18 protein-coding genes are annotated in these 19,766 nt (G+C 50.0%); 14 read left to right on the top strand and 4 right to left on the bottom strand.

What is annotated here, in order from left to right; genetic code table 11:
* Positions 1-44 precede the first annotated feature (44 nt).
* From ACX93W_RS21330 to ACX93W_RS21310, 5 genes are all read left to right on the top strand, one after another.
* Positions 45-764, top strand: coding sequence for a response regulator transcription factor (locus ACX93W_RS21330; protein ID WP_459394393.1), 720 nt, complete (start codon positions 45-47; stop codon positions 762-764).
* 230 nt (positions 765-994) lie between these two features.
* On the top strand, positions 995-1,366 hold the full coding sequence (locus ACX93W_RS21325; protein ID WP_459394392.1) for a GntR family transcriptional regulator: 372 nt from the start codon (positions 995-997) through the stop codon (positions 1,364-1,366).
* 5 nt (positions 1,367-1,371) lie between these two features.
* On the top strand, positions 1,372-2,235 hold the full coding sequence (locus ACX93W_RS21320) for an ABC transporter ATP-binding protein (protein WP_459394391.1): 864 nt from the start codon (positions 1,372-1,374) through the stop codon (positions 2,233-2,235).
* Positions 2,228-2,884, top strand: coding sequence for an ABC-2 transporter permease (locus ACX93W_RS21315; RefSeq protein ID WP_459394390.1), 657 nt, complete (start codon positions 2,228-2,230; stop codon positions 2,882-2,884). The genes ACX93W_RS21320 and ACX93W_RS21315 overlap by 8 nt, the downstream gene beginning before the upstream one ends.
* A gap of 238 nt (positions 2,885-3,122) precedes the next feature.
* Positions 3,123-4,421 carry a putative bifunctional diguanylate cyclase/phosphodiesterase gene (locus ACX93W_RS21310; RefSeq protein WP_459394389.1) on the top strand — a complete coding sequence of 433 codons (1,299 nt, stop codon included), beginning with the start codon at positions 3,123-3,125 and terminating at the stop codon, positions 4,419-4,421.
* Positions 4,422-4,602: 181 nt separating this feature from the next.
* Here ACX93W_RS21310 and ACX93W_RS21305 read toward each other — a convergent pair whose 3' ends face one another.
* The 3 genes from ACX93W_RS21305 to ACX93W_RS21295 all read right to left on the bottom strand — a co-directional run bounded on the left by ACX93W_RS21305 (position 4,603) and on the right by ACX93W_RS21295 (position 6,779).
* Positions 4,603-4,821, bottom strand: a complete 219-nt coding sequence (locus tag ACX93W_RS21305) for a hypothetical protein (RefSeq protein WP_459394388.1) — start codon at positions 4,819-4,821, stop codon at positions 4,603-4,605.
* A 245-nt stretch (positions 4,822-5,066) separates the two neighbouring features.
* On the bottom strand, positions 5,067-5,717 hold the full coding sequence (locus ACX93W_RS21300) for a TraX family protein (RefSeq protein WP_459394387.1): 651 nt from the start codon (positions 5,715-5,717) through the stop codon (positions 5,067-5,069).
* A gap of 165 nt (positions 5,718-5,882) precedes the next feature.
* A complete protein-coding gene (locus ACX93W_RS21295; RefSeq protein WP_459394386.1) occupies positions 5,883-6,779 on the bottom strand; it encodes a manganese catalase family protein in 897 nt (298 codons plus the stop codon).
* A 271-nt stretch (positions 6,780-7,050) separates the two neighbouring features.
* Here ACX93W_RS21295 and ACX93W_RS21290 point away from each other — a divergent pair, with 271 nt between their 5' ends.
* From ACX93W_RS21290 to ACX93W_RS21280, 3 genes are all read left to right on the top strand, one after another.
* On the top strand, positions 7,051-8,523 hold the full coding sequence (locus ACX93W_RS21290) for an S-layer homology domain-containing protein (protein ID WP_459394385.1): 1,473 nt from the start codon (positions 7,051-7,053) through the stop codon (positions 8,521-8,523).
* A 397-nt stretch (positions 8,524-8,920) separates the two neighbouring features.
* Complete coding sequence (locus ACX93W_RS21285) at positions 8,921-9,529, top strand: GNAT family N-acetyltransferase (protein ID WP_459394384.1); 609 nt, start codon at positions 8,921-8,923, stop codon at positions 9,527-9,529.
* 104 nt (positions 9,530-9,633) lie between these two features.
* On the top strand, positions 9,634-10,314 hold the full coding sequence (locus tag ACX93W_RS21280; protein ID WP_459394383.1) for a DUF418 domain-containing protein: 681 nt from the start codon (positions 9,634-9,636) through the stop codon (positions 10,312-10,314).
* A 250-nt stretch (positions 10,315-10,564) separates the two neighbouring features.
* On the opposite strand, the gene ACX93W_RS21275 is transcribed toward ACX93W_RS21280, so the two are convergent.
* A complete protein-coding gene (locus ACX93W_RS21275; protein ID WP_459394382.1) occupies positions 10,565-10,834 on the bottom strand; it encodes a hypothetical protein in 270 nt (89 codons plus the stop codon).
* A 38-nt stretch (positions 10,835-10,872) separates the two neighbouring features.
* On the opposite strand from ACX93W_RS21275, the gene ACX93W_RS21270 reads away from it, so the two are divergent.
* From ACX93W_RS21270 to ACX93W_RS21245, 6 genes are all read left to right on the top strand, one after another.
* The gene (locus ACX93W_RS21270; RefSeq protein ID WP_459394381.1) at positions 10,873-11,823 is read left to right on the top strand and encodes an ABC transporter permease; all 951 of its coding nucleotides are present in this window, start codon (positions 10,873-10,875) and stop codon (positions 11,821-11,823) included.
* A gap of 31 nt (positions 11,824-11,854) precedes the next feature.
* Positions 11,855-12,748, top strand: a complete 894-nt coding sequence (locus ACX93W_RS21265; RefSeq protein ID WP_459394380.1) for a carbohydrate ABC transporter permease — start codon at positions 11,855-11,857, stop codon at positions 12,746-12,748.
* Positions 12,749-12,874: 126 nt separating this feature from the next.
* Positions 12,875-14,644, top strand: a complete 1,770-nt coding sequence (locus tag ACX93W_RS21260; RefSeq protein ID WP_459394379.1) for a type 2 periplasmic-binding domain-containing protein — start codon at positions 12,875-12,877, stop codon at positions 14,642-14,644.
* 137 nt (positions 14,645-14,781) lie between these two features.
* On the top strand, positions 14,782-16,545 hold the full coding sequence (locus ACX93W_RS21255) for a cache domain-containing sensor histidine kinase (RefSeq protein WP_459394378.1): 1,764 nt from the start codon (positions 14,782-14,784) through the stop codon (positions 16,543-16,545).
* Positions 16,542-17,936, top strand: coding sequence for a response regulator transcription factor (locus ACX93W_RS21250; RefSeq protein WP_459394377.1), 1,395 nt, complete (start codon positions 16,542-16,544; stop codon positions 17,934-17,936). The genes ACX93W_RS21255 and ACX93W_RS21250 overlap by 4 nt, the downstream gene beginning before the upstream one ends.
* Positions 17,933-19,732 (top strand): extracellular solute-binding protein, encoded by a 1,800-nt coding sequence (locus tag ACX93W_RS21245; RefSeq protein WP_459394376.1) that lies wholly within the window; start codon positions 17,933-17,935, stop codon positions 19,730-19,732. Before ACX93W_RS21250 ends, ACX93W_RS21245 begins: the two co-directional genes overlap by 4 nt.
* Positions 19,733-19,766: the final 34 nt, after the last annotated feature.

Below are 19,766 nucleotides of genomic sequence, written 5' to 3'. Positions count from 1 at the left end.
CCACAATACCGACAGAAATCTTCAATTCTTAGAGGGTGACGCCAATGTATAAAGTGTTAGTTATTGAAGATGATGTCATGATGAGCAATATGCTGTCCATGTACTTGTCTGAAGAGGGCTATTCTGTCGAGCAGGCTTTTGCCGGCGAGGAAGGACTTCGGCTTGCCGATCAGTTCCATCCCGATCTGGTCTTGCTTGATCTTATTTTGCCCGATATGAACGGAATTGAGGTCTGCAAGGAAATCAGAAGCGTCTCTAATGTGCCTATTATGATTCTTTCTATGAAAAGCGAAGTTTCGGAGCGTGTACAGGCGTTAAAAACAGGTGCAGATGATTATTTGTGCAAGCCATTCAGCATGCACGAGCTGACAGCGCGGCTTGAAGCCCTCATCCGCCGTTCCAATGTGACGCTGAATGAAACGGCTGCCGCCAAAGTGGAGGCAACCGCCGTTCCTGAAAGCGTGGACGAGCATATCCAGCTTGATATCGAACGCCGATTGCTCCTTGTGCGCGGGCAATGGGTAGAAACAACCTTTTCGGAATACGAATTAATGAAGCTGTTCCTGACTCATCCCGGAAAAGTATTCAGCAGGGAAGAACTGCTGAACGCGATACGGGGCTTCGATTCTTTTGTAACGGATCGCGCCATTGATGTGCACATCGTTAACCTGCGGAAAAAAATCGAGCAAAATCCCAAGGAGCCCCGTTTGATTCGAACAGTGTGGGGCTTCGGCTACAAATACACGGCTCAGCCTGTCGTTTGACGTTGTTAAGGCCGCGGGCCGGCGGAAACGCCAATTGGACCCATCTCTCTTACGAGGGATTGGGTCCTTTTTGTGTAGTCCGCTCCTCCATTTCTAGCCTCTTGCCATCTTCTCGGTACTGAAAACCGGACTTTTTGAAAACGAATTTGATGCGACATTGACAAAACTGTTATAACTGTATATATTGGTAATATACAGAATGAACGGAATATACGGGGGTGACAAATGGCTTGAGAATCATTTTATCCAATACGGCTGATTCGCCTATCTACGAGCAAATTGAACAGCAAATCAAAACGGCTATTATGAAGGGCGAGCTTCAGCCCGAGGAGCCGCTTCCCTCTATTCGCAACCTGGCCAAGGAGCTGCAGATTAGCGTTATTACGACCAAACGGGCATATGACGAGTTGGAGCAAGGCGGGTTTATCGTGACGGTGGCGGGCAAGGGCTCCTTCGTTGCGGCAACAAATCCCGAGCTGTATCGGGAGGCGCGAATCAAAATCATTGAAGAAAAGCTGATGGAAGCTGTACGGGGAGCCAAATTTATGGACTTGACCCTGCAGGAACTGCAAGAGATGTTGACTCTCTTATATGAGGAGTGACGAAGATGGAGCCTATTTTGGAAATAAAAGGACTATCCAAGAAATACAACGGATTTGAGCTGAAGCCTTTTGACCTGAGGCTGGAGCGAGGCAGCATCATGGGTTTTATTGGCCCTAACGGAGCGGGCAAAAGCACAACGATTCGCGCCATTATGAATCTCGTGAGGAAAGACGGCGGGCAGATCAAGGTATTTGGAATGGATCATATCCGGCATGAGCAGGAGATCAAGAACAAAATCGGCATTGTATTTGACGAAGGTCATTTTTATGAGGATTTGTCGCTGCGCGAAACGATGAAGTTTATAAGCAAATATTACACCCAGTGGGATTCCGGTCAGTTTGAGCATTTTGCCAAGCAGTTTCAATTGCCGCTCAAGAAAAAAATCAAGGAATTATCCAAGGGCATGAAAATGAAGTTTTCGCTCGCGATTGCGCTATCCCATCACGCCGAGCTGTTAATTATGGATGAGCCGACATCGGGGCTTGATCCGCTGGTGCGGAGCGAGCTGCTGGATATATTGATGGCGGTGATGCAGGATGAGCAAAAAGCCATTTTGCTGTCTACACATATTACGTCCGATCTGGACAAAATTGCTGATTATATCACGCTGCTGCATAACGGGAGCTTGCTCTTTACCAAGCCGAAGGATGCGTTGGCGGATCGATATGGAGTTGTGAAGGGCGATTTGCGCCAGCTCCCGCTTCTTCAGGAGTTGTGCATCGGCGTAAAGAAAAACAGCTACGGCTTTGAGGCGTTGGTCGATGACCGGGCAAGAGTCAAGAGGGAACTAGGAGATGCTGTATTGATCGAAAAACCTAATCTCGAGGAAATTATGCTTTTTTATACAAGGAGGGAGCAGCATGTTTAATTTGTTAAAAAAGGATTTGCTCCTGCAAAAACGAGCCAATATGTTTTATATGGCATTTATTATTTTTTTTCTCGCCTCCTCTCCTTTTGATGAAGCTACTTTGGTCATAGCGCTTCTGGGTGTCACTTATATTGTAACCTTTAACTCTTTTGCGCTGGAGGAGAAAAGCGAAGCGGGCATTTTTTTGAACAGCCTGCCGCTAAAGCGCGCAACGATCGTACTGAGCAAATATGTCATGGTTTATGTATTGGCCGGATTCGTTATTGGGCTTAAATTGCTGTTGGCTGTTGTTATGGGCGCAGCAGGGGCGGGCTCCATTATACAGATAAGCGATTGGTCAACTACATCCGTTTTGATGGCATTGATTGTTGTTACCTTGATGTATTCCTTCAATTTGCCCATCGTGTTTAAATTTGGTTATTTAAAATCGCGCTTTATAAGCACCATTGTTTATTTTGTATTGTTTTTCGGGACATTTGGTCTTGCGGTAAATGAGTATGCCGGCGCCTGGCTGAAGAAAACCTTTCCTTTTTTGAATAGCGTGTCTATGCTGGAACTGGCCTGGTTTGCTATGATTCCGGTTCTGTTTATTCTTGTCATTTCGATCTGGGTTTCCATCTCCTTTTATTCAAGGAGAGAGTTGGCTTAAGTACCGCAAACCTGCTCCGGCTTATGGCTGGGCAGGTTTTTTTCATTGGGGACCCTAAACGAAATTCGGGCTAACAGATTAGCGAAAACTCTTCTGTTTTTCCTGAAAGTTAGCTCAACCTAACAAACATCTAAGAAAAGTTTCGGCATTTTTCTAATAGATCTATGACATTATAAACTCAATACAACAGGAACGGCATCTATTGAAAGATTAAAAATGGAGGGAGAACGAAAAACACATGGAGAGCGCCATTGATGCGCTTGGTCGCATGGGAGCTTGCGTCAGGCTCAATCTTGCGATCAACCACAATCAGGCCACAGGGAAACGGTTGCTTATCGCTCTTATTGATTTGGATCGGTTTTATCGGGTTAACGAAACCAGAGGTACGGAATTCGGCAATGTAGTGCTTAGTGTCGCAAGCAAGCGGCTAAACGATGCGGCAACACACATATCTGGGGCTGTTCAAGCCGTGATAAAACGAATGGAAGGCAATACCTTTTTGGCGATTGTTCCGGTTGATGAAGCGAATTCTTACTACTGGGGCATGGTTGAAATGCTGAAAAACACAGTGGAGCGCCCCGTGCAAGACGGCGCCCAGGAGCTCTATCTGACCGCCAGCATCGGCGTAAGCCTGTACCCGCAGGACGGCATGGGCGGAGAAGAGCTGCTGTGCCGAGCGGAGTCGGCGCTGTATCAGGCGAAGGAGCATGGAGGAAACAAGGCGTTATTTTACAATCCCGAACATTCCAATAAGCTAAGCCGGAAGCTGATGCTGGAGACAGGGCTTCGTCCGGCCTTGATCACGGGGCAGTTTCATCTTCGATATCAGCCTATTGTGACCATAAAAGATGGCAGCCTCAGAGGGTATGAAGCGCTTATTCGCTGGAATCACCCCGAGCTGGGATTGGTCGCCCCTCAGGAGTTTATTCCCATCGCGGAGCATAACGGTTTAATTGTGCCGATCGGGGAATGGGTGCTGCGCGAGGTATGCAGGATGTTGAGCGAAACAGGCGACCAGGGATTGGTTATGTCCTTGAATGTTTCCACAGTCCAGCTGCTGGACCCGGGATTTGCGGCAACCGTACTAAACACGCTGGAGGAATTCAAGATAAGTCCCTCTTCGATCGAGCTTGAAATTACGGAAAGCGTCATTTGTCGTTCCTTCGAGCTTGCAGTGGCTGTTTTAAGCAGACTGCGCGCTGCGGGCGTCCGTATTGCTCTGGATGACTTTGGCGTCGGCTATTCATCGTACAACACATTGAAGCAGCTTCCATTTCAGTGTCTGAAAATAGATAAGACATTTGTTAGCCAGATTGATTTGTTAGGCGCAGAGCATCATATTGTGGAATCCATCATCGGGCTGGTGCGCAAGCTGGGCATGGAGGTTGTCGCCGAAGGCGTGGAATATGAAGCGCAATATCATCTGCTCAAGGAATGGGGCTGTCATTACGTGCAGGGCCATCTGTTAGGAGAGCCGGTGGTCTGGGAAAAGAATGGTCTGAGGCGAATGGAAAAGAAAGCATTTGTGCATGTTTAAGCAGTCTCATCCTTTGCAGGCGAGAGCCGCAATAAATCCCTTACGTTCGAGACATAATCGAATGTAAGGGATTTTTCTATATAGCTGCATACGAAAAAACGCTTGCCTTATCCCACTGGCATGAGCCATCGAGATAAGGCAAGCGATAAAGAGGTGTGATGGATGAAGCTGAAGCCTGTCGTTAGCTGACCTCCAGATAAAGCTTTGTTCCGTCATTGTATTGGAAGATGGCGACATCGCGTACCATTTCGACCGATTTAATTCTTTTCCATTTTTTTCTGAACGAAAAATCAAGTTCCATCTCGTACAATTTATGATGAAGCAATTCAACTGATGCAGTTCCTTCTTGATTAAAATAAACCGGAACGGAACGATCTTTGAAGGTTATAATTCGCATCATGGCATCATCACCTCCGACTTTGTTTTCCCCATTATAACGGGAACATTTTAGCACCTTATGAAGCACTCGTCAGGATAATGTTTACTTTACTAATACTTTCCTAACAAATTATTTCCCGAAAAATCAGGTGGAAAAGTCGGTTAAAAATGGCGCTGCGAATAATGATTAACCCGTTAATCAATTTTGGGAAATAAGGTCCTTAACTATACTAAACATGTCATCAACCTTTCAAACATGTCAGGCCGCTATTGAAGAAAATGGCCATTGATCGTCACATAAATAACGGCAATTGCGGCAAGGTGGGCGGGATAAAAGCTGCGCCAGAGCATCCTTGGAATTTTGACCTTATCCATCTCTTTCAGAAATTCGGGCGCATAAACCAACAGCAGCGTCGGGAAAAGACTGAAAAACTGGAGAGTCCAGCCGCCGTCCGAATACAGCCATGCGGCAATGTTTAGCAGCAGATGCATCAACGCCATAAGCTGCAAATCCGCATAACGGTAAATCAGTACAAGAAGTAGAGCGTAGGCTCCATAATCAAAGGGAATAACCTCCATTAAGACGGCAAGACCCGCAAGCAGCAGAAGCTGCAGCACCAATTTGCCGCGAAGGCGGTCGAGAAGCACGAGAGCCAGGAGGCAGAGGAACAACGTGCCTATCGCATTCACTTCGTATGCTTGGAATGCCAACGTATAGGGGAGTTGCGAGATAAGCGCCAAAGCGCCTACGCGGGTCAGGTATTTATTGATATTACGCGTCCGGCTGTAGCCAATAACGATGGAGTAAGCATATAGGGGCAAGGCGATTCGTCCGATAATGCGCCAAACGGCATCCTCCGGAAACCAAACATATCCAATGTGGTCAATCAGCATGGTGATCATGGCCAGAAGCTGCATGAAATCCCTCAATCCGTTGTTTTTAACCAAGTATAGCACAGGGAAGGGGGGAGCACGAAAACCCCGAAGCGCGGTGTGGGCGTCCGAGGTTGAGGGTGTGTGGAGGGCTGCAGCCTTCCGTGAGGTCAATAAGCGTTGCATCATGAATGATTGAAGCGGGAGCTGCTATAACCCTGCATTTTGTTTGAGGCGTCTCGCAATTTCCATAAAATCCTCCTGCGATATGCCAGGAGCAAATTCTTCCGGCAATTCCTCGAGATCAGGAATGGGCGCTCCTTCGGGAGCTCCCTGAATGACCTCCAGCTTGGCGCCGGTCAGCGGATTTTGTCCATTCCAAATAAGGGCCACGTCCCGATAATCATCGGGGCTGAACGTATACAGCTTATTGCCAAGACCCATGGCTTCATACTTGCGGGCGGTTTCAAAATGCTCATTGCTGAGATTGGGGATCGGAATCATTTTCTTCATATCGACGCCCGTTGCGATTTCCAGCGCTTTGGCGTAAGCCAAAACGTGCACGCCTCCTCGCACTAGCAGATAGCCGATCATGGCTCTTGCAGTGGGATGGTCCGTCATTTCGTATACCCGCATTTTGTGCGTGCGCGCGCCGCATTCCAGAAAAAAGTTGTGAAGCAGGTCCAGTACCAGATTGCCGCTGCTGAACACATTGTCGCCGGTCCAAGGCCGTCCCATGGAGTCTCCGGGCAGTGAGGTTTGCGCGGTTGCGATGAAAAAGTAGCTGTTCCGCTTGTCAAGGCCGGGACGAAGAGGCGTGGAGTCAGGATCGCCCGGGCTGGTCGTGCCCGTCAGCACCATATTAATCGTATTGGATACCAGCTCCACATGCCCGACTTCCTCGGCAGTAATGCTTGCCACCAGATCATAGAAGGGTTTGAACTTTTTTTTGCCGCGAAAATTAAAGGATTGATATAAGTAGTTGTTGAGAGTCGACATTTCTCCAAACTTTCCTCCAAGCAATTCTTGAACCGCGGCAGCGGCATTGGCATCGGCATAAGGAGAGGGCGGCAATTCGACCTGCAGCTTGTTTTTTCTTAAAAACATAAATAAATCCCCGCTTTCGTTTCCAATTGCGCTATAAGGCGTACGGATGCGCCAAATTGGAAGGAAGAGTTTATTTATGCCTATGCAACGGGAGCGGAAATCATGCAGCGGCTTCGGAGAGGGAGGTGCTGGAAATTTATTGCCGTTTTGCCTATTTTGATGTGAAAAAAATCATTGCAAGGCTTGTTTTCCTATCAATCTCTGTTGGGCGCGCACCGATAATAAGTATGTATCGAACTAAAACAAGGGGAATAGAGGGGGAAGTGTGAAAATGAAAAAATGGCTGCTGACGATTTTGGCCGCCGCTCTTATCGCTTCGGGATCGGCAATCCCGGTAATGGCGAAGACTTCAGCGGATTTTACGGATTTAAAGGATTTGGATGCAGCTACAAAAGCAAAGTTTGATGCATTGATTAATGCCGGAATTTTTGATGGGGTTTCCGAAAACACATTTGGCCTGAAGGATGAGATGAACCGTGCTCAGTTTGCCAAGGTGGCGGCACTTATTTTCGGCCTTGAAGTGGATTCCAATGTAAAAACGTCAAGCTTCAGCGATGTAAAGGCGGACGATTCTGCTAATGGCTACGCGCTTCCGTATATTGAAGCCGTCAAAAAAGCCGGTATTACAGACGGAGTAGGCCAAGGCAAGTTCAATCCTGCAGGTGATGTGACCAAGGAACAGCTTGCCACTTTTTTGGTCAGAGGATTGGGCGTAGAAGATCAGGTATCCTCCAACTCTGGCCTAAATGACTCCACCGTTTCAGATTGGGCAAAAGGTTATGTTGAACTTGCGCTGCAATTGAAGTTGCTAGAAGGTAACGCGGACGGGAAATTCGGCGGTAAAACAAACGCTACTCGCGATTTGCTGGTGGTGGGAGCCTATGAGGCCAAAGCTGTCTATGAGACGCAGTCTAAGCCAACGGCGACCCCGACGGCAACGCCTACTCCAACACCAACGGCCACCCCGACGAGCACGCCGGTGTCTACGCCAGCGCCAACAAGTACGCCAGTGTCGACGCCAACACCAACGGCGACCCCGACGAGCACGCCAGTGTCGACGCCAACACCGACGCCGACAAGTACGCCAGTGTCGACGCCAACACCGACGCAAGTGCCGACGCCGACGCCGACGCAAGTGCCGACGCCGACGCCAACGCAAGTGCCGACGCCGACGCCAACGTCTGAGCAGCCGACAGAAGATCCTGAAAATGGCGAGACCGACAAAGCTAGCCTGCTGAATATTCAAGCGGGAACCGGGCTCCTGAATATTCAATTTAGCGATGAATTGAACAGCAGCTACAGCAGTGTTACGGACATCAACGAAATCGTTGACGTCATCGCAGTAACCCCGGCGGAAGGAGATTCCTATTCTATACCGCTTTCCGGCGTTACGATGATGTGGGATTCCGTAGCATCCGCGTCCGGTAATCCTGTTTTGATGTTACAACTGCCAGAGCCTTTCAAAGTAGGCGATGTTGTCCGCGTTATTTTCAAGGAACTAAAAAACCAGGACGATGAAGTATTGATTCCTGCGGGCAATTGGGTAGAGAAGGAAGTTATCAGCAATTCCAACCCAGGTCCAGGCCCAGGCACTGATCCTGGTCCAAACCCGACGAACCCGGATCCAGGCACTGATCCTGGTCCAAACCCGACGAACCCGGATCCAGGCACTGATCCTGGTTCAAACCCGCCATATCCAGGTCCCGGGACACTCCCAGAGCCGTTCCCTTATCCAATTCCATAACAGGTTATAGCTTTTCCTCTTTAATCATTTTGAAAAGAGGAAAACGACCCATTCAGCCGCATTTCCCTTGGGAAGTGCGGTTTTTCTATGCGCTTTGCATGGTTTACAAGCAATCCGTTGCATCTAATGAGGTTGTGATATACTATATTATCATATGATAGTAAATTGTATCATAATATCGGCCGGTCCGCGGCCTAACGGTCATCGCTGACCGCCAGAGCCTCAAAAGACTAAATTCGTCGAGGCTAACGGTCATTTTTGTCCACTAGCGCTCAAAAATAGCGTTTATGGGGGCCGAAACGAGTGTTTACGGTCGCCAATGACCGTTAGAAACTGTTTTTTTACAAAAAGAAGCTTTTAATGGCCATAGGTGTCCGTTAGACAAGGAGTGATGGAGATGTCGAACATTTTTATTAAACAAGCTGACCGCAAAACATTGGCGGGCGGAAAGCTGAACCGAATGGCGCTTGGCCATATGGCGTATGCTCTGGCAGGCACCAGAGAAGAAAACATAGTGGAGCAAACGCTGGGAAAGCTTTGGCAGGGGAGAAACAACCGATTCAGCCATGCCTATGCTCATGAAGCAAAACTTGAGGGACAAACGTTAGGCATTGTCACATGTTATCCCATCACTCTGGCGAATCGGCTGGCGTGGCCAACCTTCAAAAAGCTGTTGTCTGCTCGTAATTGGGGCCTGATCGGCTACCATCTGCTTCATCCCGCGGAATCCTTTTCGCTCCTTAGCTTAAAGGAAGGGCATGATGATGAGTTCCATATTGGAACATTGGCGACCATGCCGGAAAGCAGAGGACTTGGAGTCGGCTCTATGTTGATCAAGCATGCTGAACGATTAGCCCTGTCGCAAGGCTACAGCAAAAGCTCGCTTACCGTGGTGCGCGGCAATCAAGGGGCATTTAAGCTTTATGAAAGACTGGGTTATCGCGTGACGGGTGAAGTCAACAAACCGGCCCTATCGCTGTTCAGAATGGCCAAAAGTCTTGTTTGAGAGAGGTAGTCCAAACATCAAACCTTCGCTAATCGGCGGAGGTTGTTTTGCTTGAATGGAAAAAATGAAAGGGCGCTATTGACCTTGGGGCAGACCTAAGGTGTATGGTTAGGTTAAACCAAACACAGCCCGGGCGCGGCAATCAGGGGATGCTGCACATCTTTTCGCAAAGCAGGAACAGCCTTTTCAAAAGAGCGCTATTTTTACTTGTCGCCGGAGTCCTGCTGCTGCCGATGGATTGGAGCGCCGATATTTTGCATTATTATGCCGTTTTTCTAGCTGTAGGCGCACTTCTAATCTCCTCATCCGACCGAATGGTATTGGGGCTTGGACTTGGTTCGGTAGCCATCTCTCCCGTTCTTCTTCTCCTGTTCGACTATGGCGAAGGATGGTCTTCCAGCTATCATGACTACCTTGATATGTGGACCTTTTCGGGATTTATCCGAAGTTTGCTTTTTAACGGGTTTCACCCTGTCTTTCCTTGGCTGGGCTTTTTTCTGGCCGGGCTTTGGATTGGAAGGAAGGGCTGGCTGGCCGGAAAGGAGCTTCGCTTTCCACTGTTGGTGGCTGCCGCAAGCGGCATCTTGCTTGCGGAGGCGATGTCCTGGCTGCTCGTAAAATGGGCGTCCACTGGGCTGGGGCTGCTTCAGTGGATCGGTTATTTGGAGAACAAAAGCCTGCCTTTTGCGCTCGGGTATTCCATGCTTTATTTTGCCGTCGTTGTTGCCTTTTCGTCGCTTTGGCGCAAAAAAAAATGGCGAGGGGACCAGTCGAACTGCTCATGAGGAAACTGAGCTGACGGTAAGAGCCGAGAGACAGCCTATCAGGCAAATGGCCTCACTGCTGGCAAAGCCGCATGCAGCCTATGAGACAAGTGCCCTCACTGCTGGCAAAGCCGCATGCAGCCTATGAGGCAAATGGCCTCACTGCTGGCAAAGCCGCATGCAGCCTATGAGGCAAGTGGCCTCACTGCTGGCAAAGCCGCATGTAGCCTATGAGGCAAGTGGCCTCACTGCTGGCAAAGCCGCATGCCGCCTATGAGGCAAATGGCCTCACTGCTGGCAAAGCCGCATTTGCAATCATAGTGGTTAGAAGCTCCCGCTTCGCTTGGATGATTCTGTCGATGCGATAGGGGGCTTTTTTGCATGCAAAAAATGAATGCGGTTGCAATTTTGTTTGATGGGGTATGAAAAATGTTTTTGAAATGGCGACAAAATTCCTGCATCCGGCAACAGCCTTCCCTCCCGTTGTCCCAATAAAGTTCGCTAAAATAAAGAAAAACGGAAAGCGCTTACCCGTGTTCAAGGGAAGTTCTGCCACATCATTAATGAGGGAGGATTTATATGAATCCTGCGCTGCAAGGAGAAACAAAACCACAGAACGTAAAAACCGCCATGAGCCAAAAGTATCGGCTGCTGCTGTATGCGTCTCCATTTCTGCTGCTGATTCTCGTATTCAGCTATTTCCCGCTGTATGGATGGACGTATGCGTTTTATAACTATCGGGTTGGTTTTTCGCTCAGCGATTCGGAGTTTGTTGGTTTCAAATGGTTTCTGTCCATCATCAACAACCCGTATCAGTTAGACGAAATCAAGCGGGTTATGACCAACACCTTCGCCATGAGCTTATTGGGGATAGCAACCTCTATCTTACCCGTTATCTTTGCGATTTTCCTGGTTGAGATCAAAACGAACTGGTACAAAAAGCTGGTGCAAACGTTAACGACGCTGCCTAACTTTATTAGCTGGGTACTGGTTTATGCGATAGCGTTTATGCTGTTTTCCTACGATAACGGCCTTATCAATAAAATCATGATCGGCCTGGGCTTCCAGGACGGCAATGTCAATTACCTGGCCTCGGGCGAATACATGTGGCTGAAGATGACGCTGTGGAACGTCTGGAAAGGCCTCGGCTGGGGCGCCATTCTGTACATTGCAGCCATCATGGGCATCGACCAGGAGCTGTACGATGCAGCCAAGGTAGACGGAGCGGGCCGCGTAAGACTGATGTGGCATATTACGCTTCCGGGCGTCATGCCAACCTTCTTTGTTCTGCTGCTGCTCTCCATCGCCAACTTTATCAATAACGGCATGGAGCAATATTTCGTATTCCAGAACGCACTTAACAAAGACACGATCGAAGTGCTTGATTTGTACGTTTACAACACGAGTATGGTAGGCAACAACTTCTCGTTTGCGACGGCGGTCAGCATGCTGAAATCCGTAGTCAGCGTAGTCCTGCTGTTTGTGGCGAACCAATGCTCCAAGTGGGTTCGCGGCGAATCAATCATTTAACGGAGCCGTTCACGAGAGGAGGAAGAAGGACATGCATAAAACCGGATTGGGAGATAAAGTATTTTCGACGGTTAACTATATCGGTTTCGGTATTTTCACCCTGCTTTGCGCGTTTCCCTTCTATTATCTGTTCATCCAGACAATCAGCGATAACAGCTTGAGCGCCAGCGGCGCCATTACCTGGCTGCCTAAAGGCATTCACTTCAACAACTATATTGAGGTGCTGAAGGTGAAGGGGCTTTCGACCGCCGCTCTTGTATCCGTAGGACGGACAGTGATCGGCACGGTGTTGACCGTGTTTGGCTCAGCCTTCCTGGGATATCTGTTTACCAAAAGAAAAATGGCCGGCCGCGTATTCTGGTACCGCTTTGTGGTCGTCACTATGTATTTCAACGCCGGCATCATTCCATGGTTCATCATCATGATGAATATGGGCATGGTCAACAATTACCTGGCTTACATCCTGCCGACCATCGTATCGCCGTTTTACGTTATTTTGGTCAAAACGTTTGTGGAGTCGCTTCCCGAAGCATTGGAGGAGTCGGCGGAAATCGACGGAGCCGGCACCATGGTCCTGTTCTTCCGTATCGTATTCCCGCTTATCATGCCGATTGCGGCAACGATCGCGATTTTTTCCGCGGTGGCGCAGTGGAACTCCTTTATTGATACGTTGTTCCTGATGAAGAGAGAAGAATATTACACGCTTCAGTTTGTTCTGTACAAATATTTGAATGAATCCAACTCGCTTGCCGCCATTATCCGGTCCGGGCAAGGGATGCAAAATCTGGACTTGTCCAAGCTGCAAACCGCAACTTCGATCCGTACAACCGTTGCGATGATTGTTGTAGCTCCAATCCTGATGGTGTATCCATTCTTCCAACGTTATTTTGTTAAAGGCATCATGATCGGTGCGGTTAAGGGCTAATAGCCGGGACATGACATCGGGGAGGTGAGGCCGGCGCATACGGCGGTGCTGTAGGTTGAATCATCGGGCATCACGTTTAGGCAGGGGTTTCATGAAGGCTTCAACTAAAAAAAGGGAGGCAATACAATGGCTTTTCGCAAGAAATCATTGGCAATCCTATTAGTATTCGTACTGGCTACTACACTTATAGCGGCGTGTAGCAACTCCGGCAACAATAACCCGCAGCCGTCGCAAAGCGCGTCCGGAAACGGCGGAGAGACGCCGGGAACGGCAGAACGTCCGGAAATTACGCTTGACGTATTCTCCATGCGCTCCAACTTCTCCGGCGAGCAGCCGGGCTGGTTCGCAAAGGTGGTTAAAGACAAATTCAATATTAAATTGAACATCATTGCGTCCAACCTGGAAGGCGGCGGCGATCTGAAGTTCCAGTCGTTGATGGCGGGCGGCAACCTTGGCGACCTGATCATTTTCGGCGATACGGACAGCAAATACCTCGACGCAATCGAAGCCGGCATGCTGCTGGATTGGACCAAGGACGGTCTTCTTGATCAATACGGCAAAAATCTGAAGGAGCATGCCGCAAAAGCGCTGGAGAAAAACCAAACCAACTTTGGCGGCGGCACAAGCATCTACGGCGTTGGCGGCGAAGTCGGCCCCGACAGCGAAGGCCCGTCCGAAGGACGCGACCTGAACTATCACCCCAACCTTCGTTGGGATCTGTACGAGCAGCTCGGCAAACCTGAAATCAAAACAATGGAAGATTACCTTCCTGTTTTGAAAGCAATGAAAGATCTGCAGCCTACAAGCGAATCCGGCAAACCGGTTTATGCATTCACCATGTGGCCTGACTGGGACGGCAACCTGATGATGAACGCCAAAGCTTGGGCGGGCATGCACGGCTTTGAAGAAAACGATGGCGTAAATCCGGGCGGCTTTACCCTGATCTCCGCCGATACGGAAGAAATTCAAGGTCTGCTTGACGAAGACAGCTACTACATGCGTGCACTTAAGCTCTATTTTGACGCAAACCAAATGGGTCTGGTAGATCCGGACTCCCTGACGCAAAACTTCGATACCGTTGTTGACAAAATCCGCGACGGACAAATCCTGTTCGTATGGTTCTCGTGGCTCGACGACGCGTACAACACGCCTGAGCGCGAAGCGGAAGGAAAGGGCTTCCATCTGGTTCCGTTCCAGGAGGAGCGCGCTTTCTCCAACGGCTTTAACCCTTACGGCGGTACGGCTACCTGGTCCATCGGTTCCAAAACGAAATATCCGGAGCGCGTGCTTGAGCTTGTTGACTGGCTCTACTCCCCTGAAGGCACAATGGTTTCCAACTACGGGCCTGAAGGCATGATGTGGGAGCTGAAAGACGGCAAGCCGGTTCTGACTGCGCTTGGCGAAGAAGCCTTCCCGTCCAACGCAACTCCGATTCCCGACGAATTCGGCGGCGGCGTATGGGACAAAGGCCGCAACCAACTGAACAATACAACATTCAAGCTGTCCGCGATCAATCCTGACAACGGCGATCCTTACGATTACCTGCTGTGGAGCTCGACGCTGGACAAAAATCCGACGAAGCTGGAAGAAAACTGGCGCGCGGCTATGGGCGCAGACACGCCTGTAGAATGGTTCGTGAAAAACGACAAAATCGCGGTTCAAAAAGCGATCTTTACCGGCGAGCCGTACGTGGAAATGTCGGATGACCTGAAGCAAAAGCAAGGCCAAGTCGCATCGGTAATCAAACAATATTCCTGGCAGATGGTATACGCGAAGAGCGAAGCCGAGTTCAACAAGCTGAAGGAAGATATGGTTGCCAAGGCGAAAGGTCTGGGCTATGACGACCTCGTGGCCTTTAACAAGCAAGAAACCGAAAAAACGTTCAAATTCCGTTAAGACGAAGTAATATCCATAGCGCGGAGGACTCCCGAAAGGTGCGGTCCTCCGCTTTTCACATGGGACAGGAAACGGTACAATGGATATAAAGCTCTGCAATGGATATGAAAGCGATTACGGCAAAGAGGGGTTTACCATTGACAACACAGAGATGGAATCGGTGGATGCGGAAGCTGTCCCATCCTTTCAAACGAAGCACGCTGAGGCGTACGCTTGTCATATATCTCATGATTGCCTGTATGTTTCCGCCCGTGCTGTTTGCCGGGTATACGTACTCCACCATGCACGCCATATTGAAAAATAAAATTCAGGCCGGCATTGAAGCCAGTCTGAAGCAGGAAGCGACCGGAATCGAAAATTTGCTGAGCAATCTCGATTTCGTGTCCAAGCAGTTTGCGCTGGACGGACAAACGGCCGCCAAGGTCAACGCCTTCCTGAAAAGCGACAAAATGACCGAAAAGGTGGAAATGAGCCAGGATATCGAAGACAATCTTAACGTCGTTAATTTTACCAATCCCAATCTGGGGCTGATGGCATACGTCAGCGAGGACCCGGACAATCCGATACTGTTCACGAACCGGTCCGTGAGGGATGCTTTTCAGACAAAAAGCCTGCCTCCGTTCGTCAAATATAACGGCACTGCTTATTTCGGGCCGCATCAGACGCAGTACAAAAACAGCGACAATATCGTGTTTTCCTCACTCCGGGAAGTCAAAACGGATGGTGGCGAGCCGCTATTCATATATCTGGAATCCAACTACAATATTTTTCGCAAAATCATGAACAGCAACTGGTACGGCATGCCGGTTTATCATTATTTGATCAATGAGCAGGAGCAGGTAATTTTTGCGGATGCCGGCGATCCTCCCTTCCAGAGCGACAAGCTGACGTGGGGCATGGTGAACAAGCAGGATGCCGAATATGCCGACCATTATTTGTTCGGCTACGAGTCAATCCAGGGCTGGAAGCTCGTAACGGCCGTCGAAAAAAAGGTTTTTAATCATGAAATCGACGAATGGATGCTCCGAATGGGCATTTTGTTCCTGGGATCGTTCTGCTTCGCAATCGTCCTGGCGATGCTGATCTGGCGCAAGGTGTACGGCTCGCTTCGCAAGGTCAATCGCGAAATCGTCCGTATGACGGGCGATCGGGAAGCGCCCGTGCGGCTGATGCATATCGAGGAATTTGACCAGGTATTAGACAACTTCCAGGTCATGAAGGATACGGTAAACAATCTCATTCAGGAAATTGCCAAAAACGAACGCAACAAAAGCAAGCTGGAAATCGAAAAGCTGCTTAGCCAGATCAATCCGCATTTTCTGCACAATACGCTTAATTCCGTGCAATGGATGGCCCGCGAGGGCGGACAGGATGATATCGACAAAATCGTCACGCTGCTGGTGCAAGTGCTTCATTACAATATGGGCAAGCAAAGCTTGATCGTGACCATGCGCGATGAAATCGGCGCTTTGCGGAACTATATCGAGCTGCAAAGCATCCGGTACGAGGACGACCTGGAATTTCATATCGAGGTAGACCCCGACGCGCTGCATGTTCCCGTACCCCGGTTTCTGCTCCAGCCCATGGTGGAAAATGCAATCTATCACGGGAAACACGATGTGAAAAGCGAGATCCACATCTCCGTCAAAGCCAATGATGGCAAGGTGGAGCTGAAGGTGCAGGACAACGGGCCTGGCATGGAGCAGGAAAAGATAGACCAGCTGCTTGATCTAGCAGGTGAAGGGCAAAGCCTCGGGATGGGCATCGGCCTTAAATACGTGCAGCGGCTGCTGGAGCGTTATTATGGTTCGGCGACCCATTTGAATATTGAGAGTGTACGGGGTCAGGGTACATGCCTGTCGGTTATCATTCCGATGAAAATGGAGGAGGTACGGGAATGATTCATGCAATCGTGGTGGATGATGAAAAGCTGGTGCGCAAAGGCTTTATTGCGCTTGCGGACTGGCCAACCTACGGCATAGAAATTGTCGGCGAAGCGGGAAACGGCAATCGCGCCCTCCAAATCATGGACCAGCAGCCCATTGATTTGATGTTTGTGGATATCACGATGCCGGGCATCAACGGCTTTGAGCTGATGAAGAAGGTCCAGCAAAAAAACGACGACGTTCAGTTCGTTATTTTGACTTGCCATCATGAATTTAATTACGTTCAGGAAGCGCTCCGTCTGGGAGCGATCGATTATATCGTCAAAACGCTCCTCAATAAAGACAACGTAGATGAAACAATGAACAGGATATCCGGCCGCTTGAATCGTCAAAGCGGAAGAAGAGCGGCGGAGAGCAAGCATTTTCACGGCGCGACGGTTTTTCGGAACCGGGACAAAAAAAGAAGCCTGGCCGAGGTGCGCGGCCTTCTGCCGGAGGGCACTGTCTTGCAGCAACTGACGCCCCGCTTGTCGCTTTGTTATCCAGGCGGAGGGGCCCCTCTTCCGGATGCGGAAGAGCTGCGTGAGAACCTGCACCATGACTGGGAGGTTGTCGGAATAGCGCCATGCGACAATCACAGCCGCCAGGAAGCGGAGGAGCTGATCCGGGAGAGGCTGGAGTATTTTCTGTTTTACGCCGAATCCCCGCTTCCGTCGCCGCTTGCACTCAAGGAGCTGGACCAGCTTTATGGAAACCAGGATGCCGAAGGCGACAAGGAGGCGTTTTTGGCGGAGTGGCAGCAGTTCAAATGGCTGCTGTACGGGAAGGACTGGAGCGCGTGGAATGAAAAAGTAGCTCTGCTGCGGCCCGACCCTTCACTATTGATTGGCATGATGAAAGACTTGTATAACAATTGGTCCAGCTATATGGAGTGGAGTCCGGAAGAGAGAGTTCGCCTTGAAGCCGACATGCATCCGCACACATGGAGCGACATGGCGCAGACCCTGTCTGAAATGGCGTTAGTCGTGCAGCGGCGGCTTGCCGATCTTTCGTTGTCCCGCGAGGTTGTGTTGTGTCTGGTCAAGGCGCTGCAGGAAATGCGGCTGCACGCCTGCGACAACCTGACTCAAAGCGATATCGCGGCTAAAGTCAATATGAGTAGAAGCTATTTCAGCCAATGCTTCAAGCTGTTTGTTGGCAATTCCTTCGGGGAGGTGCTGCGCAAGATGAGAATCGACCAGGCCAAGCATCTGCTGCTGGAGAGCAGCTTGTCCATTTCGGAAATTGCCGGCGCAATCGGCTTTGACGACAATAAGCATTTTAGCCGCACCTTCAGAGAGCGAGTCGGCATGTATCCGACGGAATATCGGACGATCCATCAAGTAATAGAGGTGAATGCGGAATGAGGCGGCGCTTGCTGTTGGAACGCCAGGGGCCGCTTTTGCCCATTAGTCCGGAAACCAAGACACGAAGCGGCCTGGCGTCGCTCATGCAGTTGGAACGCCAGAGGCCGCGTGTGCCCAAGATCCTGGCGTCCTGGACGCGCAGCTGCCTGACGTCGCGTCTTGGCTTGCTTTTGCTGCTCGGCTGCTTGTTTCTGGTTGCCGCAGGCTGCAAGGCGAGCGAGGATGGCGGAGGGGTGAAGCAATTGGAGGAAGGACAGCTTCCATACGAGGAGCCTGTCACTATAAAGGTTGCCTACTCCTATTCCGACATTACGCTGCCGGAAGGGGACGTTGGCGATCAAAATTTCATGTCGCGGTATATCAAAGATAAGCTTGGCATTGTCATTAAATATGATTGGGAGGCAAGCGCCGAGGAGCAATACAACACGATGTTGGATTTGGCCATTCAGAGCAGCGATTTGCCCGATGTTTTCGTTGTGAATCGTTCGCAGTTCCTTACGCTTATCGAACGGAACCTGATCGCTGATCTTACCTCGTTTTATCCGCGCTTTGCCTCTCCGATCGTGCGTTCCATTTACGACTCTACGGACGGCGGGGCACTTAAAGAGGCGACATTCGACGGGAAATTGTATGCGTTTCCGAATGTCGTGATCGAAGCGGACACCCCCTCTTATTTATGGGTACGCCAGGATTGGCTGGACAAGCTGAATCTTCCCGCGCCTTCCACGCTGGAGGACATCGAGCATATCGCAAGGGCATTTATCGAGCGGGATCCCGACGGCAATAATGTGGACGATACGCTTGGTCTTCCGGTCGACAAAAGCCTGGTATATAACAAGAAAACCGGGATCTACGGCCTGGACAGCATTTTTGCTTCCTATCATGCTTTTCCAAAAAGCTGGTATCGAAACGGAGAAGGGCATGTCGTCTACGGTTCTATTCAGGCCGAAGCAAAACAGGCGCTGGAGCTCCTTGCCCGTTGGTACAGGGAGGGCATTATCGATCCGGAATTTATGCTGCGAAAGGAATCGGAGTATTCGGCGGAACAGAATCAGGTGGGTCTTTTATTCGCGCCGTGGTGGGGGCCTTATTGGCCGCTGGGCAATTCCATTTCTAAGGATGCAAAGGCGGAGTGGAAGGTCTACGCGGCTCCTAAGGATGCGTCAGGCCAATTCGTGACCCGTAGCTCCGCAGTGACTGATAGCTATCTGGTTGTTCGCAAAGATTACCCGCATCCGGAGGCCGCTTTGAAGATTCTCAATTTGTTTACGGAGCTGGAGCGCTTTGGCGGGGAAGAGGATGCGGCGACAACGGCGATCCGGGCAACAGCCCAGCAGATGGGAAATCAGCTTCGCAATTATTTTCCGCTCACTCTTCTGCTGGATGACCGCGATGCCGTTATCAAGCGCCATGATATTTTGGTAAAGGCGCTGGAAGGCGAGCTCGAGATCGAAGACATGAACCAGGAAATGCAGGAGATGTATGCCAACATTCTGTTCGAGCAGGAAAATCCGCGAAAGGATTTGGAGGCCTGGAGTATTTCGCAGGCGTATCTGCAAGGCGGCAAGATCAGCAAGGAGCCCATGATTCGGGTGGAGGCGTTGTTCGTGGACAGTACGCCTGCTTACGATCAGTATTGGCCGAGCCTTCAACGGCTGGAACAGGATTATTATCTGAAAATGATCACAGGGGAGCTTCCAATTGAAGCATTCGATACCTTCGTGGAGGAATGGATGAACAATGGCGGCAAAAAGGTTATGAAAGAGGTTGGCGAATGGGCGGACGCCCGGAACTAATCATTTGGTTTGCAAACCTGATCGAAACAGGCTA

This window comes from Paenibacillus sp. CAU 1782 (genome assembly GCF_054551715.1).
The sequence above is the reverse complement of the archived record's forward strand: the minus strand, read 5'-3'. Positions and strand labels throughout refer to the sequence as shown.

Excerpts from the sequence above, each read along its gene's own strand:
- ACX93W_RS21330 (WP_459394393.1), top strand. The coding sequence starts at position 45 with ATGTATAAAGTGTTAGTTATTGAAGATGATGTCATGATGAGCAATATG.
- ACX93W_RS21315 (WP_459394390.1), top strand. The coding sequence starts at position 2,228 with ATGTTTAATTTGTTAAAAAAGGATTTGCTCCTGCAAAAACGAGCCAAT.
- ACX93W_RS21260 (WP_459394379.1), top strand. The coding sequence starts at position 12,875 with ATGGCTTTTCGCAAGAAATCATTGGCAATCCTATTAGTATTCGTACTG.
- ACX93W_RS21285 (WP_459394384.1), top strand. The coding sequence starts at position 8,921 with ATGTCGAACATTTTTATTAAACAAGCTGACCGCAAAACATTGGCGGGC.
- ACX93W_RS21270 (WP_459394381.1), top strand. The coding sequence starts at position 10,873 with ATGAATCCTGCGCTGCAAGGAGAAACAAAACCACAGAACGTAAAAACC.
- ACX93W_RS21295 (WP_459394386.1), bottom strand. The coding sequence starts at position 6,779 with ATGTTTTTAAGAAAAAACAAGCTGCAGGTCGAATTGCCGCCCTCTCCT.
- ACX93W_RS21290 (WP_459394385.1), top strand. The coding sequence starts at position 7,051 with ATGAAAAAATGGCTGCTGACGATTTTGGCCGCCGCTCTTATCGCTTCG.
- ACX93W_RS21305 (WP_459394388.1), bottom strand. The coding sequence starts at position 4,821 with ATGATGCGAATTATAACCTTCAAAGATCGTTCCGTTCCGGTTTATTTT.
- ACX93W_RS21320 (WP_459394391.1), top strand. The coding sequence starts at position 1,372 with ATGGAGCCTATTTTGGAAATAAAAGGACTATCCAAGAAATACAACGGA.
- ACX93W_RS21265 (WP_459394380.1), top strand. The coding sequence starts at position 11,855 with ATGCATAAAACCGGATTGGGAGATAAAGTATTTTCGACGGTTAACTAT.
- ACX93W_RS21310 (WP_459394389.1), top strand. The coding sequence starts at position 3,123 with ATGGAGAGCGCCATTGATGCGCTTGGTCGCATGGGAGCTTGCGTCAGG.
- ACX93W_RS21280 (WP_459394383.1), top strand. The coding sequence starts at position 9,634 with ATGGTTAGGTTAAACCAAACACAGCCCGGGCGCGGCAATCAGGGGATG.
- ACX93W_RS21250 (WP_459394377.1), top strand. The coding sequence starts at position 16,542 with ATGATTCATGCAATCGTGGTGGATGATGAAAAGCTGGTGCGCAAAGGC.
- ACX93W_RS21300 (WP_459394387.1), bottom strand. The coding sequence starts at position 5,717 with ATGCAGCTTCTGGCCATGATCACCATGCTGATTGACCACATTGGATAT.
- ACX93W_RS21245 (WP_459394376.1), top strand. The coding sequence starts at position 17,933 with ATGAGGCGGCGCTTGCTGTTGGAACGCCAGGGGCCGCTTTTGCCCATT.